Raw genomic sequence first — 14,992 nt, 5'->3', positions numbered from 1 at the left:
CCTGCGCCCCGCACTCCTATCTTCCCGCGCATGACCCTCCGCGTCGCCAGCTACAACATGCGCAAGGCCATCGGCCTCGATCGCCTCCGCAAGCCCGATCGCGTGCTCGCCGTGCTCAACGAGCTCGATGCGGACATCATTGCGCTTCAGGAGGCCGACCGCCGCCTCGGCGAGCGGGCGAGTGCGATTCCGCGAAGCATGATCGAGGCGGAAAGCCCCTACCGCGCCGTTCCGATCGAGAACCGGCCAAACAGCATCGGCTGGCACGGCAACGCCATCCTTGTGCGCAAGGACCACGAGATCATCCACGGCGAGCCGCTGTTCCTGCCGATGCTGGAGCCGCGCGGCGCCGTGCTCGCCGACCTCGTCGTGCGCGGCGAGCCGGTGCGTGTCGTCGGGATGCACCTCGATCTCTCCGGGCTCTACCGTGCGCGTCAGGCGAAGATGCTTGTCGATCACCTCGGCGAGCGCACGACACAGCTCCCCAGCATCCTGATGGGCGACCTCAACGACTGGATGGTGGACAGCAAGGCGCTCAAGGAATTCCAGCGCCACCACCAGTGCGCCGCCTGCGGCCCCAGCTTCCCGACGCGCCGCCCCCTCGGCACGCTCGACCGCATCTTCGTTTCCGACCATTTCAAGGTCGAGGAGAGCGGCGTCCACGCCTCGCTCACCGCGAAGCGTGCGAGCGATCACCTGCCGGTATGGGCGAACGTCGCGCGCAACGCCTGAACGGTCAGGCTGCGGCCAGCGCCGAAACCGTCCCGTCGATCCAGCCGCCGCCAAGCACGCGCTCGCCATCATACAGAACGCACGCCTGCCCCGGCGCGACCCCATACTCAGGCGCCGCGAACGTCACCCGATGGCCATCGAAGCGCGCAGGTGCGGGCTTCGCCATCGATCGCACCTTGGCGAGAACGTCGATGCCATCGCCAATGTCCGCGCCGAGCCAGTTGACCCTCCCGAGCACCGCCCCAGCAACACCCAGCGCCGCGCGCGGCCCCACGACGACGCGCCGAGTCTCCGGCTCCAGCCGCACGACATACAGCGGATCGGCAAGCCCGCCGATCTCCAGCCCACGCCGCTGACCGACCGTGTAGTGAATAAGGCCCCGATGCTGCCCGAGCACCGCGCCGCCCATGTCGACGATCTCGCCCGGCTCGCCTGCCTCCGGGCGCAGTTTGCGCACGATCCCGGCATAGTCGCCGGAGGGCACGAAGCAGATGTCTTGGCTATCGGGCTTGTCCGCCACCACGAGGCCGAAGCGCCGCGCATGTTCGCGCACCGCCGGCTTCTCCATGCCGCCGAGCGGGAAGCGCAGGTAGCCGAGCTGCTCGCGCGTCGTCGCGAACAGGAAATAGCTCTGGTCGCGCGCCGGATCGACCGCACGGTGAAGCTCCGCCCCGTCCGCGCCCTGCACACGCCGCACATAATGGCCCGTCGCCATCGCATCGGCGCCAAGGTCGCGCGCGACGGATAGAAGATCGCGGAACTTCACGGTCTGGTTGCACGTCACGCAGGGAATCGGCGTGCGCCCCTGCACATATTCGTCGGCGAACGCCTCGATGACGCTGTCCTTGAAGGCGCTTTCATAGTCGAGCACGTAATGCGCGATGCCGAGCCGGTCCGCCACACGCCGCGCGTCGTGGATATCGCCCCCCGCGCAGCAGGTGCCCGCCTTCCCCACAGCCGTGCCGTGGTCGTACAGCTGGAGCGTGACACCGATCGTCTCGTAGCCCGCTTCCTTCACGAGCGCGGCAACGACGCTCGAGTCGACGCCGCCGGACATGGCGACGACAACGCGCGCACCGGGCCGAAGGCCTTCAAGGTCGGGAATACTGCTCATGCCCGCGCATATAGATGCCGCTTACGATTTTTGCACGTTCCAGCCCGTATGTGATGCCGATGACCGCGCTTGCGGTTCCTCGGTCCCGGTGATTCGCTAAAGGCACGTACAACGATTTCAAACACTAAGACGGGAAGGGCCGCGTTAAGCTCTGTTGCTGCAGAATTTACCTTGGCGTTTAGGCGTTCTTTTAAGGGTCTGGCGCTAGGGTGCATCAACAAGGCAGTCGCGTAGTGTTGGAGCCAAAAGAATAATGATGGAAAATCAGAAGTTTCGCCCTGCATCAGTGATCGGTCCCCTGGGGGAGCCGCTTACGCTCGACACGTTGCCGCCCTCGGACACGCGCCGATGGGTGGTGCGCCGCAAGGCCGAGGTCGTGGCTGCGGTGAAGGGCGGACTCATCTCGGCGGACGATGCGTGCGAGCGCTATGGCCTCAGCCCCGAGGAATTCGCGGCATGGGAGCGCGCCGTGGACCGTGTCGGTATGCCCGGCCTCCGCGTCACGCGCGTTCAGCACTACCGGGCGCTCTACGACCGCGAAAGCGCCTGACACCGAATTAAAGAACCGGCGCCCCTTCCTGTGCGGGCGCCTGCCAAAGGGCGGGAGACATCGGGGGACGTCTTCCGCCCTTTCTGCGTCCGGCGCATGGCGACACCACGCCGCGGCACGCCATTTCTTTACGTCATTTTCACCATCCCGGCGGCACAGTTCCGCATTGTTTGAACGTCGGGAAACGTGTGCGCGTGGAACAGGCCGTAAAAGCGCCAGAGTCGAAAGCGCCGGAGCAGAACGGAAAGCCGCAGTTGCTGCTGATCGCCCTGCTCTGTGCGGCCGCAGCGCTGCTCGGCCTTGTGTTGCTGCGCGACCCTGCCCCCGCCGCCGCCAATCCAGCCCCCACCGCAGCCGTTCCCGTTTCTGACCGGCAGACCAGCGTCGAAGCCCGGCTTCGCGAACAGGTCGAAGCGATGATCGGCGCGATCGTCGGCCGCGAGAACGTGCGCGCCGTCGTTTCGGTAGAGATCGAACCGGACCAGACACGGCAGGTTACAGAGGCTGGCGACCCCGGCACGAACAGCACCGAGACGACGACGATCAGGAGCAGCGGCCAGATTCGCCGCCTCACCGTTTCCGTCATGGTGGACGGCCGCCATGTCGAAGGGCCGGACGGCGTAGGCTACCAGCCGCGCACGAAGGCCGAACTCGCGCGCTTCACACGTCTTGCGCAGGGCGCGGTCGGCTTCGACGCGATGCGCGGCGACTCGCTGACCGTCGAGACCGTGCGCTTCGCGCGCGCCGAGGCCGCACCTGCGTTTGCGGGCACCGTGGATACGTTTCTGCCGCTCGCACGCGCGCTTCTCATCGGCATTCTTGCGCTCGCCGCGCTGTTCCTGATCCTGCGCATGTTCGGACGGCGCACGCCCGTCGTAACGTCCGCGCCTGAACCCGAAGCGATCGAGTCTGCACAGCCCGCAGCCTTCGCGTTCACGAACGATACCACCCACAGCCCCACGCTTCGCCGCGCCGGTGATGCCGTCGCCGCGCGCCCGGCCGCCGCCGCCGCCGTCGTCCGCCAGTGGATGTCCGCATGAGCGCCCGCGCAGCAGCCCTCCGCGCCGAACCCCTCGCCGCACCGGCGGAACCGCTTGCCGCGTTCACCGGCGTCGAGCGCGCCGCCGCGCTGATGGTCGCGCTTGGACGCGAACATGGCGGCGCGATCTGGGCGCACCTCGGCAACGACGAGGCACGGGCGCTCAGCGCCGCCATGGCCCGGATCGGCCCGGTCCCAGCCCCGCTTGCCGAGCGCCTGCTGGCCACATTCGCCGGCGAGCTCTCCAGCCCCGCGGCTCTGGAAACGGCGAGGCCCGCCAGCGAGACAACGTGGGACACGCTCGGCAACGTCAGCGAAGACGTTCTCGCCGCCTATCTTCGCGGCGAGCACCCGCAGACGGCCGCGGTCGTGCTCGGCCGGATCGGGCGCGAGCAGGCCGCACGCGTCCTCTCGCGCCTGCCGGACGACGCCGCGATGGATGTCGTGCTCAGGATGCTCCGCGTCGGCGCCGTGCGGCAGGATGTGCTCGATACCGTCGAGGAGACGCTGCGCGCCGATCTGCTGTCGAACCCCGCGCACAGCGCGCGCCGCGACACGCACGAAGTGATGGCCGAGATTTTCAATCACTTCGACCGCGATGCCGAGGCGCGCTTCATGCTGGCGCTCGAAGACCGCGCCTTCGATGCCGCCGAGCGCATTCGCTCGCTGATGTTCACGTTCGAGGATCTGGCCCGGCTCGATGCCGCCAGCATCCAGACGCTGCTCCGCAACGTCGACAAGAACCGGCTCGCCGCGGCGCTGAAAGGCGCCGGTGAGGCGCTGCGCGAATTCTTCTTCATGAGCATGTCGGAGCGCGCCGCCCGCATCCTGCGCGAGGATATGGAGCTGATGGGCCCCATTCGCCTGCGCGAGGCGGAAGAAGCCCGGCAGGCGATCGTTCAGGTGGCAAAGCAGCTCGCAGACACGGGCGAGATCGTTCTCGCCGACAACCGCGACGGCAGCGAGGAGTTCGTATTCTGATGCCTGCGTCTTACCGAGGGAGAAGCACCATGGACGACCTGCGTCCCGATTATGAACCCACGCGCGCCTATGCGGCGGAAGTGTCGCCGGAGGACGCTGCCGATGGCCTGCCCGGCGCGGTGGAACTCGAATCGGTGTTCGATGTCCCCGTACGCGTACAGGCCGTACTCGGCCGTTCGGCGGTGGAAGTCAGCCAGCTCCTGAAGCTCGCGCCCGGCGCCGTGATCGAGCTCGACCGGCGTGTCGGCGAAGCGATCGAAATCTTCGTGAACGACCGCCTCGTCGCGCGCGGCGAGGTCGTGCTCGTCGACGAACACCTCGGCGTCACCATGACGGAAATCGTGAAGCAGGACGCCTGAAGCATAAATCGCACTCTTAGGGTGTGTGGAGATTCAGTTCAGGGCGAGGCGAAAATGGTGGATTCCGAGAACCGGAGCGGAGCGTACTAAAGGTGCGTGAGCACCGGAAGCGCAGGCAGCCGCCATTTGCAGCCCGGCATGGGCTGAATATCCGCACACCCTACGTAAGTTTCCAGGCGATCGGGATCACCAGCTTGGTGGGGCCGCCCGGCGGTGGCGGCACGGCGCCGATCTTCTGCGGAATGCGCACGGCCTCGCGGTCGAGGATTTGCGATCCGGTGGGCTCGACGAGTTCGACACCGGTGATCTTGCCCCCCGCATCCACGCTGATCCGCACCTTCGCAGTACCTTGATCGCCCCGGATTTGCGCGCTGCGCGGATAGGAGTGCTGCGCGGCGATGAGCCGCGTCACAGTCGATTTCCAATCGGCAGCAGTCGCCGTCCCCGCCGAAGCGAGGAGAACGAGCGCGGCAATCGCAGTTTTATGGACCCACCCTTCCATGGTGGAGAACGCTAGCGGCCCAAGTCTTGCGAAATGGTTTATTTCGCCTAGGGAATGATCGGCTTGGCTTAGGCGGCGTGGACAAATCCCCCGCTAACAGAATGGCTGACTTGGGTGCTTAGCTGCCGTCAGCACGGACCGTGCCAGAACACGCCTTGGCTTGGCTCCGAATAACAACCCGCTGGCATTGAAAGGTCCGATTTACGGCGCGGGACTTCATAGCCCCAGCCACCGTCAAAACCGGCTTTGATCGTGATGTCGACGCCCCACGAATGAACGGTAACTTTTTCGGGGCGAAGGCTTGCGATTGCTCTCGGCCACTGTGTTTTCGGAACAATTCTCCGATTGCCTGGCTGCTCGGGAGGGTGCGTTGTCATAAGCTTCTGAGCTTCGGCGTGGATTGCCTTGAGCTTCTCGGGGTCAGATTCAGGTCGGTTGCAGCCCCCAAGGGTCAACACTGCCACCAACATGGCAAATGTCGTCGCCGCGTTTATCCATTCGCGCATGAGGTCATTGCAGCGCAGTTATCGAATGCCCGCAAAGGGCAGCATTCTCGATCATCCGAATTTGCCCACGCCATTAGCGTGTGTGGGGATGCAGTTCAGGGCGAGGCGAAAATGGTGGATTTCGAGAACCGGCGCGCAGCGTACTTCAGGTACGTGAGCACCGGAAGCGCAGGAAGCCGCCATTTGCAGCCCGCCATGGGCTGCATCCCCACACACCCTATAGCTGGCGCTCGACCATCATCTTCTTGATTTCCCCGATCGCTTTCGCCGGGTTGAGGCCCTTCGGGCAGACGTTCGCGCAGTTCATGATGGTGTGGCAGCGATAGAGCCGGAACGGATCTTCAAGCTCGTCGAGCCGTTCGCCGGTCATCTCGTCGCGGCTGTCGGCGAGCCAGCGATAAGCCTGCAGCAGGATCGCCGGGCCGAGGAACTTGTCGGAGTTCCACCAGTAGCTCGGGCAGCCCGTGGAGCAGCAGGCGCACAGGATGCACTCATAGAGCCCGTCCAGCTTCTCGCGGTCTTCCGGCGACTGGATGCGCTCCTTGCCCGAAGGCGTCGTGGAAACGGTCTGCAGCCACGGCTTGATCGAGGCGTACTGCGCGTAGAAGTGCTTGAAGTCGGGCACGAGGTCTTTCACGACCTCCATGTGCGGCAGCGGCGTGATCGCAACGTTGCCCTTCACCTCGTCGATCGGCTTCGTGCAGGCAAGCGTGTTCGAGCCGTCGATGTTCATCGAGCACGAACCGCAGATGCCCTCGCGGCACGAGCGGCGGAAGGTCAGCGTCGGATCGACCTCGTTCTTGATCTTGATGAGCGCGTCGAGAACCATCGGGCCGCAGCTGTCGAGGTCGAGCTCGTAGCTGTCCATGCGCGGATTCTCGTTGTCGTCGGGCGACCAGCGATAGATCTGGAACGTCTTGATATGCGTCGCGCCCTCGGGGGCCTTGTGCACCTTGCCCTTGCCGTTCACCTTGCTGTTCTTCGGAAGCGTGAATTCGGCCATCGCGCGCGTCTCTCCTGTTCTCTCGCGCGTGCTGCCTAGCGCAATCGCGTGGCGGAAAAAACCGTAAAAAACGCCGTGTCCCGCAATAAGTCCTCAAGCCGTCACACGGCGACGATAGGGCGACGGGCGATGATCACCACGCGCCCCCTGCCCCCGGTCTTCGGCGGAGACCCGCTGCTCGGCTTCTATCACGAACAGTTGCTCCGGCACTGGACGCCGCGCCAGCGCGCGCTTGCCGCCGGTCTCGGGAAGCTGGCGGGACGCGGCACGCACGATCCCCGCTGCCGTGCGCTCGGCATCCCCGAAGACGAGGCGCGCCTGCTCGCGGGGATCGTCGACCCCGCGCGTTATCTGTCGCAGCTCTATCGCCGCGGTATCCACCGGCTGCTCAATCCCGCCGCCATCCCGCTCGCGTCCAGCCTGCTCAAGGACAAGCGCAGCTTCGCGGCAGCCGTTGCGAACGCGGGTTTGCCGGCGCCGGAAACCTTCTCCGGCCCGGCCTCCCCCGCCGCCGTTGCCGCATGGTTCGCACGGCACGGCGAGATCGTCGCCAAGCCGAACTACAGCTCGCGCGGGCGCGGCGTCGCCCGCTACCGGCGCATCGCGCACGGCTGGGCGGACAGCAACGGAACGCGCTTCGAAAACGGCGCTTTGGCGATGCATCTGGCGCGTGTCGTCAGCCGCGGCGGCCTCCTCCAACAGGCACTGCGAACGGCCCCGCGCCTGTCGGACATTTCCCCGGGCGCCCTCCCCACGCTGCGCGTCCACACATTCCGTCTCGGCGGAACGCTCGTCGCGCACGGGCTCGTGCTCCGCATCGGCGGCGGATCGGGGCCGGTCGATAATTTCAGCCGTGGCGGTCTTGCCGCCGCCGTCGTGGACGGCACTGCCGGAGACGTCATCGGCAAGGCAGACGGCTGCATCCGGCATCTGCAGCGCCACCCCGCGACCGGCATTTCGCTTGAAGGGATCGACGTGTGCGACCTCGCCGACGCCGCCGTCCGGCTCGCCATCGCGGCGCACGCGGCGATCGGCGCCGGCTATGGTCTCATCGGCTGGGACATCGGCCTTGCCGATCGTGGCCCCGTGCTCATCGAGGGCAACTGGAACCCCGGCCACCAGCTCACGCAGTTCACGAACGCCTGCGGCCTCTCGCAGCTTGCCGTGGGCCGCGCCTATCTGCAGGCGCTCGAAGCGCTGCCCGCCGGCGCGTGGGCCTATGCCGCGCCGCTGCAGTGGGACGGCCAATATCTGCCCGCCCCCAAACTTGCGCCGCCTCCCTCTCCGTCTATAAGCACCGCTGGGCTGCAAACCGACTGAGAGACCTGTGGACACGCCAACGACGCTTCTTCTCGCAGGAAAGAACGAAACGCCGATCTGGGGCATGTCTTCCGCCGAACGCATCCGGCGCATCGCAGCCGCGCGCGCGCCGCAGGCGGATCAGTCGGGCGTCATCGTCGCCGACACCCGCTTCGCCTTCGACCCGCAGTGGTTCGGTTGGATCGCTCAGCGCCCCGGCACCGCCCTCACCCTCGGCGGCCGCCCGGTGCTCGCCAATGTACCGCCGGACCGTGCCCCAGCCGTGCGCGATGCGATCGAGGCCGGCAGCGATGCCTGGGCGGAAGGGCTTGCCGTCAGCGCCTATGAAGACGGCATCACCATCTACAACGCCGCGCTCCGCAAGCGGGAACGCCCGTTCCTGATCGAGCTGATCCCGGCGAACGTCCGCGCCATCGAGCGCGCGAGCTATTTCGGCGCCTACAAGGGCGTCACCGACCTCCTCACCAAATACCTGTGGCCCGAATGGGCGCTCGTCCTCACCCGCATCGCCGCGCGCATCGGCATGACGCCCAACATGGTGACGACGATCGGCGCCGCGCTCTGCGTGTGGGCGACATTCCTGTTCTGGGATGGCCACTACTGGACCGGCATGGCGGCAGGCCTCGCCTTCATGGTGCTAGACACCGTCGACGGCAAGCTCGCGCGCTGCACGATCACCTCGTCGTGGTGGGGCGACATCTTCGATCATGGGCTCGATCTCGTGCATCCGCCCTTCTGGTGGTACGCGTGGGGTGTCGGCCTCGCCGCCCACAATCTCGCACTCGATCCGTCCGTGTTCTGGATAGTGATGGGCGTGATGGTCGGCGGCTATGTGCTGCAGCGGCTCATCGAGGGTTGGTTCATCCAGATCGCCGGAATGCACATCCACGTCTGGCAGAAGGTCGATACCGATTTCCGCCTCATCACTGCGCGCCGCAACCCCAACATGGTGATCCTGTTCGTCAGTATGCTGTTCTCGCGCCCCGATCTCGGGCTTCTCGGGGTAACGGCATGGACGGTGCTCAGTCTGGTCTTCCATTTCGTCCGGCTGCTGCAGGCGATGGTTGCGCGGCGGCACGGTGCGCTCACCTCGTGGCTCAGCGACGGAAGCGAGGCGTGAACGACACCATCCGCCGCTTCGGCTACCCGGCGACGCTGGTCGCCGAATACGACCACTGGATCGTTCTGCTCCGCCCCGCGCAGCCCACGCTCGGCAGCCTCGTGCTCGCCGCGAAGTCGGACGCGACGGCCTTCGCGGGTCTCGAGCCCGCCGCCTATGCGGAACTCGCGAATGTCAGCCGCGACATCGAGACCGCGCTTCGCGCCGCCGTCGACCACACCAAACTCAACTACCTGATGCTGATGATGGTGGACCCGCACGTCCATTCCCACGTCATCCCCCGCTACGAGGGCAGCCGCAGCTTCGAAGGCCGCGCGTTCCCGGACGCCGGCTGGCCGAAACTCCCAGCGCTCGGAGACGCGGTGGAGCTGGACGCAGCCGGAATCGCCGGCGTGTCCGCATGGCTCCAAGGCTTCTGGCCCGCGCGCTGAAAACCCGCGCAATGTTAACCATGATGAAACACCGCCGGCCGTATGCGGATGGGGCGGGAACCGGATGTGCCGCTTTTCCCGGTGTATGGGGCTTGTGCTGGCTATGGAGCGTTTCAGGGAATTGATCGCGCGCGTTGACGTGTCGCCGTTTATCGCGATCATAACCCACTGGAAGATCAGCAAGAAGGTGCTGGTGAGCTACGGCATCGGCGGGCTCGCGATGGCGGTCCTCGCGATGGTCGCCACCGGCTCGCTGCTCGTGACCCGCTCCACAGTCTCCGAAGTCGCCCACCTTGCTGATAGCGCCCGCTCGATCGCCCACGCCCACGCGACCGCGATGACCGCGCAGGGCCGTATCAAGGACTATGTGATCCGCCCCAACGCCGCGCTCGTCGCCGAGGTCAACACAAGTCTCGATGCGGCGCAGAAAGCGCTGAAGCGCGCCGAAGACGGCGCAACCATCGTCGGCGAGGAAGCCACGCTCGCGCGCATCGACCGGCTGCGCGGCGTTTTCCGCACCGAGTTCCGCGGCATCGTAGAAAACCAGACCGCGATCACACAGCTCGTCGCCAGCACCATCGAGGCCAAGGGGCCGGAAATCGGCGCCGCGCTCCACGATATCGTCACGGCGAGCCACCGCGCGGGCGACCATCAGACCGCCTATAATGCAGCGCTCGCACTCGAAACCTATTCGCTGCTGCGGGTCGATGTGAACCGCTACCTCTCCTCGCCCTCGCCCGAGATCGTCAAGCAGACCAAATCGGACCTCCTAAACCTCGAAGATGCGCTGAACGGCGTGTTCGAAGGTCTCACCGATCCGGCGCTCACCCGCAAGGCCGACGGCATCATCGTCAGCCTCGTCGCCTACGACAAGGCGTTCGACGAGATCGTCCGCCGCACCAGCGACCGCGATGAAGCCGTCGACAGGCTGCTCGGCAAGACAGGCCCGGCGTTCGAGCGCAACGTGGAGGCGTTCTCCGAAGCGATCGCCGATCAGCAGGGCATGGCCGATCTCGCCGCACAGGCTGCCGCCGGCGGTGCGATTCTCATCACGCTTCTTGCCGGCGCTGCCGGTATCGGCGTGTCGATCGTTGCGGGTGTCCTCACCAACCATCTGATCGCGCGACCGATCGCGACCATGGCGAACACGATGCTCGCGCTCGCCCGCGGTGAAACCGGCACGCGCATCGAAGGCGCGCAGCGGCGCGACGAGGTTGGCGACATGGCCCGAGCCGTCGCCGTGTTCAAGGAGAACGCGACCGAAGTCGAAGAGCGCCGCCGGGCCGCGGTGGAAGCCGAACGCCGCGACCGCGAGCGCGAGGAAGCCGCCCGCGCCGAGCGCGAAACCGAGCGTCAGCACGCCGCCGCCGAGAAGCGCGCCGCGCTCAGCGAACTTGCCGACGCCTTCGAAACCAGCGTTCGCCACGTCGTTGCCGCCGTCGACAGCGCCGCGCGCCAGATCGCGGCAGGCTCGCAGCAGGTAAGCGACGCAGCGCGCAGCAGCGCTGTGCTCGTCACCGATGTAACCGCGTCGGCCGAAGAAGCCAGCCACAACGCGCTCACCGTTGCCAATGCATCCGAGGAAATGGCCCGTTCGCTCGCCGAAGTCTCGCACCGCGTCGTCGAATCCTCGGCGATGTCGGAGCAGGCCGTGTCGCGCGCCCGTGCCACCGACGAGATCGTCGCCGGCCTCTCGGTAGACGCCGAGAAGATCGGCGAGATCGTTGGCCTTATCAATTCGATCGCCGAGCAGACCAACCTGCTCGCGCTCAACGCCACGATCGAAGCCGCGCGCGCCGGAGAGGCGGGGCGCGGCTTCGCGGTTGTTGCCAGCGAGATCAAGGCGCTCGCAAACCAGACCAGCAAGGCCACGATCGACATCAACGAACGCATCGGCGCGATCCAGTCGGTGACGCGCGAAACCGTCGGTGCGATCGAGGAAATCGTCTCCACGATCGGCGAAATCAACGGCATCGCTGCCACGGTCGCCGCCGCAGTGGAGCAGCAGGCCGCCACAACGTCCGAAATCGCGCGCAATACGCATCAGGCGTCCGACAGCACGCACGCTGTCGCGCGCAACATCGATCAGGTACGCTCCGGCGTCGAGGCAACGGGCATTGCGGCAAAAGACGCGCTCGACGCCGCCGCCGACCTCAACCGGCAGGCCAGCACGCTCACCACAGAGGTCGACCGCTTCCTCGCCCGCGTCCGCGCGGCTTGACGAACCCGCCATGACCGCGATGCCGAGCGAGCCTCCGGTCGCTGTCGATCCGGCGGCCTATCGCCGCCATGACGCCCACCTGTTTCGCGGCTGGGTCATCGACAAGTTCGCGCAACTGGAGCACGCGCTCGCGCCGCTGTTAAACGATGCAGCGAACCGCCCGGAATATGCAGCACTCAAACCGAAATTCCCTTACCTTGCCGGCCAGAAATTCGAACGGCTGCGGAAAATAGCCGAGATCAATGCCCCGATCGGGCTGAACTCGGCACGAGTTCTGGAACTGCTCGATCGCTTCAAGACCTTTGAAACCCTTCGCGGTTTCCTCGCGCACGGAACCGTCGAAACGGCGCGCACCGATGCTGGCCGCGATATCTATATCTTCCGTTTGGTCCGCTATGGTGCAGACGGCCCCGCTTACGACCAACTCGTCCTGACGACCGAAGAAGCCGAGGCCCAACGGAAGTCCCTTCGCTCCACCATCGATGCGCTGATCCGCGTTCTAAAACGCAAGAGCATCTCCACCTGACAGAGCGCGAACATTCGTGTATCGCCCCCGCCCATGCTCAATATCAATGGCATCACCGTGCGGCTTGGCGGCCGCATCATTCTGGACGGCGCGACCGCGTCGCTGCCCACGGGAAGCCGTGTCGGGCTGATCGGGCGTAACGGCGCGGGCAAGTCCACGCTGATGCGCGTGATGTGCGGTCTTCTCGAAGCCGACGGCGGCGAGATCGAGACCGCGAACCGTTCACGCATGGGCTATATCGCGCAGGAAGCGCCCGCCGGCACCGCGACGCCGCTTGAAACCGTTCTTGCTGCGGACACGGAGCGTGCGGCCCTGCTCACCGAGTCCGAAACCGCGACCGACCCCGACCGCATTTCCGAGATTCACGAACGCCTGAACGCCATCGATGCGTGGACGGCGGAGGCGCGCGCTGCACGCATCCTCGTCGGCCTCGGCTTTGATGAGGAAATGCAGGGCCGCACGCTCGACAGCTATTCGGGTGGCTGGAAGATGCGCGTCGCGCTCGCCGCCCTGCTCTTCTCTGAGCCCGACCTGCTGCTGCTCGACGAACCTTCAAACCACCTCGACCTCGAAGCGACGCTCTGGCTCGAAAACTTCCTGAAGACCTACCGCGCGACGATGATCATCATCAGCCACGAGCGCGACCTTCTGAACAACGTCGTCGATCACATTCTGCACCTCGAAGGCGGCAAGATCACGCTCTACCCGGGCGGTTACGACGCTTTCGAGCGCCAGCGTGCCGAGCGGCTGGCGCAGATCGAGGCGGCGCGGGCCGCACAGACCCGCCAGCGCGAAAAGCTGCAGGACTATATCGCCCGCAACAGCGCCCGCGCGAGCACCGCGCGGCAGGCGCAGTCGCGCGCCAAGGCGCTGGCGAAGATGCAGCCGATCGCCGCTGTCGCCGAAGACCCCAGCCTCAGCTTCGCATTTCCGAACCCCAGCGAGTTGAAGCCGCCGCTCATCACGCTCGACATGGCCTCGGTCGGCTACAGCGAAGGCAATCCGATCCTCTCGCGCCTCAACCTGCGCCTCGATCCCGACGACCGCGTCGCGCTGCTCGGGAGGAACGGTAACGGCAAGACCACGCTCGCCCGCCTGCTCGCCGCGCAGTTGCCGCCGATGGAAGGCGACATGCGCACGGCGGGCAAGATGCGCGTCGGCTACTTCACGCAGTACCAGGTCGAAGAACTCGATACCGAAGACACGCCGCTCGAACACATGACGCGCATCATGAAGGGCGCGACGCCTGGTGCCGTCCGCGCGCAGCTCGGGCGTTTCGGCTTCTCCGGCGACAAGGCGCTCACGAAGGTCGGCAAGCTTTCGGGCGGCGAGCGCGCGCGGCTGGCGCTGGCGCTCATCACGCGCGAGGCGCCGCACATGCTGATCCTCGACGAGCCGACCAACCACCTCGACGTCGATTCGCGCGAGGCGCTTGTGCAGGCGCTGAACGAGTATTCGGGTGCAGTCGTCCTCGTCAGCCACGATCGCCACATGCTGGAGCTGACCGCCGACCGTCTGGTTCTGGTCGATGACGGCCGCGCCGAAGACTTTGCGGGCAGTCTTGAAGACTATACCGATTTCGTGCTCGGCAAATCGAACGACCGGCAGACAGGCGGCGCATCGTCCGGAAACCGCAAGGGAGCCCGCAAGGCCGCCGCCGACACACGCGAGCAGGAAAAGCGCCTGCGCGCCGCCATCAAGGCATTCGAAGCCGACCTCGCAAAGCTCACAGCGGAACGCAGCGCGGTCGATCGTGCCATGTTCGACCCCTCGTCCGCCCTCCCCGCGCACGCAAAGAAGTCCATGAGCGAACTGATGAAACTGCGCGCTGATTTGACGGACCGCATTCAGGCCACAGAGGCGGAATGGCTCGCCGTGTCGGAAGCGCTGGAGGTCGCAGCCTAAGCGGAAGGCGCCAGCCGCCGCAGCATCGTCTTCGCAAGATCGAGCGCACGCGCACGCGGCAGGCGCTCGGACGAGAGGCTGTAATCGAGCCACAGCCCGTCCATCGTCGCCGAGACGAGCGCCGCGATATCGCGCGGCGGCACCGGACCTTCAGGAAGTCGCGCCACCGCCTGCGCGAGCAGCGCCTGCAGCCGCGCGTTGTAATCCACGCTCACCGCGGCGAAATCGGGATTGTTGCGGACGAGCGCCCAGAAGGCGATCCACGCGCCAAGGATATCCGGGTTCGACCATTCGTCGCTGAAATGCACCTCGAACAGCCGGTCGATCGTCTTCCACGGGTCCGCGTACCCGGCCGCGAGCTCTTCCGCGAAGCGCGCGATGAAACTGTCGCAAAGCTCCTGATAGGTTTCCAGCAGCAGGTTGTCGGGATTGCTGAAATAGTGGCGCAGCAGCCCATGCGACACGCCGGCCCGGCGGCAGATTTCACGCCCCGTGGTGCCGCGCGGGCCGAGCTGCGCGAGACAGCTGATCGTCACCGCGAGCAGGTCCTGCCGCCGCAGCGCCGGTGTCTGTCGGCGCGCGCGGCGCCGTTTCGTTTCTTCTGTCGTGGACGCCATGCCTGCCTTCACCATCAAGGCAGACGTATCGCAGGCTGCGGGCCTGTCGCGCAAGCCGAAGCCAGT

15 protein-coding genes are annotated in these 14,992 nt (G+C 66.2%); 11 read left to right on the top strand and 4 right to left on the bottom strand.

All coding sequences use genetic code 11. The annotated features are described in order from the left end of the window. Window positions 1–30 precede the first annotated feature (30 nt). Window positions 31–732 carry an endonuclease/exonuclease/phosphatase family protein gene (locus ACE3TJ_RS18530; RefSeq protein ID WP_374598855.1) on the top strand — a complete coding sequence of 234 codons (702 nt, stop codon included), beginning with the start codon at window positions 31–33 and terminating at the stop codon, window positions 730–732. A gap of 4 nt (window positions 733–736) precedes the next feature. Here the strand turns inward: ACE3TJ_RS18530 and mnmA are convergent, their stop codons facing one another. Continuing rightward, window positions 737–1,846, bottom strand: a complete 1,110-nt coding sequence (gene mnmA / locus ACE3TJ_RS18525; RefSeq protein WP_374598853.1) for a tRNA 2-thiouridine(34) synthase MnmA — start codon at window positions 1,844–1,846, stop codon at window positions 737–739. A gap of 253 nt (window positions 1,847–2,099) precedes the next feature. Here mnmA and ACE3TJ_RS18520 point away from each other — a divergent pair, with 253 nt between their 5' ends. From ACE3TJ_RS18520 to fliN, 4 genes are all read left to right on the top strand, one after another. Further along, window positions 2,100–2,396: a DUF1153 domain-containing protein gene (locus ACE3TJ_RS18520; RefSeq protein WP_121047996.1), complete on the top strand. Its 297-nt coding sequence runs from the start codon at window positions 2,100–2,102 to the stop codon at window positions 2,394–2,396. Window positions 2,397–2,590: 194 nt separating this feature from the next. After that, entirely contained in the window at window positions 2,591–3,436 is an 846-nt protein-coding gene (locus ACE3TJ_RS18515) for a flagellar M-ring protein FliF C-terminal domain-containing protein (protein WP_374598851.1), read from the top strand. Then, a complete protein-coding gene (locus ACE3TJ_RS18510) occupies window positions 3,433–4,416 on the top strand; it encodes a flagellar motor switch protein FliG (RefSeq protein ID WP_374598849.1) in 984 nt (327 codons plus the stop codon). The genes ACE3TJ_RS18515 and ACE3TJ_RS18510 overlap by 4 nt, the downstream gene beginning before the upstream one ends. Window positions 4,417–4,445: 29 nt before the next feature. Further along, entirely contained in the window at window positions 4,446–4,775 is a 330-nt protein-coding gene (fliN, locus tag ACE3TJ_RS18505; RefSeq protein WP_374598847.1) for a flagellar motor switch protein FliN, read from the top strand. Window positions 4,776–4,935: 160 nt separating this feature from the next. Here fliN and ACE3TJ_RS18500 read toward each other — a convergent pair whose 3' ends face one another. Beyond that, window positions 4,936–5,277, bottom strand: coding sequence for a TonB family protein (locus tag ACE3TJ_RS18500; RefSeq protein WP_374598846.1), 342 nt, complete (start codon window positions 5,275–5,277; stop codon window positions 4,936–4,938). A gap of 723 nt (window positions 5,278–6,000) precedes the next feature. Next, window positions 6,001–6,786: a succinate dehydrogenase iron-sulfur subunit gene (locus tag ACE3TJ_RS18495; protein WP_374598844.1), complete on the bottom strand. Its 786-nt coding sequence runs from the start codon at window positions 6,784–6,786 to the stop codon at window positions 6,001–6,003. A gap of 129 nt (window positions 6,787–6,915) precedes the next feature. Here ACE3TJ_RS18495 and ACE3TJ_RS18490 point away from each other — a divergent pair, with 129 nt between their 5' ends. The 6 genes from ACE3TJ_RS18490 to ACE3TJ_RS18465 all read left to right on the top strand — a co-directional run bounded on the left by ACE3TJ_RS18490 (window position 6,916) and on the right by ACE3TJ_RS18465 (window position 14,309). Further along, a complete protein-coding gene (locus tag ACE3TJ_RS18490; protein WP_374598843.1) occupies window positions 6,916–8,106 on the top strand; it encodes a sugar-transfer associated ATP-grasp domain-containing protein in 1,191 nt (396 codons plus the stop codon). 64 nt (window positions 8,107–8,170) lie between these two features. Continuing rightward, window positions 8,171–9,226, top strand: coding sequence for a CDP-alcohol phosphatidyltransferase family protein (locus tag ACE3TJ_RS18485; protein ID WP_374599453.1), 1,056 nt, complete (start codon window positions 8,171–8,173; stop codon window positions 9,224–9,226). Beyond that, window positions 9,223–9,657 carry an HIT family protein gene (locus ACE3TJ_RS18480; protein WP_374598841.1) on the top strand — a complete coding sequence of 145 codons (435 nt, stop codon included), beginning with the start codon at window positions 9,223–9,225 and terminating at the stop codon, window positions 9,655–9,657. The genes ACE3TJ_RS18485 and ACE3TJ_RS18480 overlap by 4 nt, the downstream gene beginning before the upstream one ends. Before the next feature lie 121 nt (window positions 9,658–9,778). Beyond that, the gene (locus tag ACE3TJ_RS18475; RefSeq protein ID WP_374598839.1) at window positions 9,779–11,878 is read left to right on the top strand and encodes a methyl-accepting chemotaxis protein; all 2,100 of its coding nucleotides are present in this window, start codon (window positions 9,779–9,781) and stop codon (window positions 11,876–11,878) included. Window positions 11,879–11,888: 10 nt separating this feature from the next. Further along, window positions 11,889–12,404, top strand: a complete 516-nt coding sequence (locus tag ACE3TJ_RS18470) for a hypothetical protein (RefSeq protein ID WP_374598838.1) — start codon at window positions 11,889–11,891, stop codon at window positions 12,402–12,404. A gap of 33 nt (window positions 12,405–12,437) precedes the next feature. Further along, the gene (locus ACE3TJ_RS18465; protein ID WP_374598836.1) at window positions 12,438–14,309 is read left to right on the top strand and encodes an ABC-F family ATP-binding cassette domain-containing protein; all 1,872 of its coding nucleotides are present in this window, start codon (window positions 12,438–12,440) and stop codon (window positions 14,307–14,309) included. On the opposite strand, the gene ACE3TJ_RS18460 is transcribed toward ACE3TJ_RS18465, so the two are convergent. Then, window positions 14,306–14,926 carry a TetR/AcrR family transcriptional regulator gene (locus tag ACE3TJ_RS18460; RefSeq protein WP_374598834.1) on the bottom strand — a complete coding sequence of 207 codons (621 nt, stop codon included), beginning with the start codon at window positions 14,924–14,926 and terminating at the stop codon, window positions 14,306–14,308. The genes ACE3TJ_RS18465 and ACE3TJ_RS18460 overlap by 4 nt on opposite strands. Between the last annotated feature and the right edge of the window lie 66 nt (window positions 14,927–14,992).

Source organism: Sphingosinicella sp. (genome assembly GCF_041916975.1).
GTDB lineage: Bacteria > Pseudomonadota > Alphaproteobacteria > Sphingomonadales > Sphingomonadaceae > Sphingosinicella.
The sequence above is the reverse complement of the archived record's forward strand: the minus strand, read 5'-3'. Positions and strand labels throughout refer to the sequence as shown.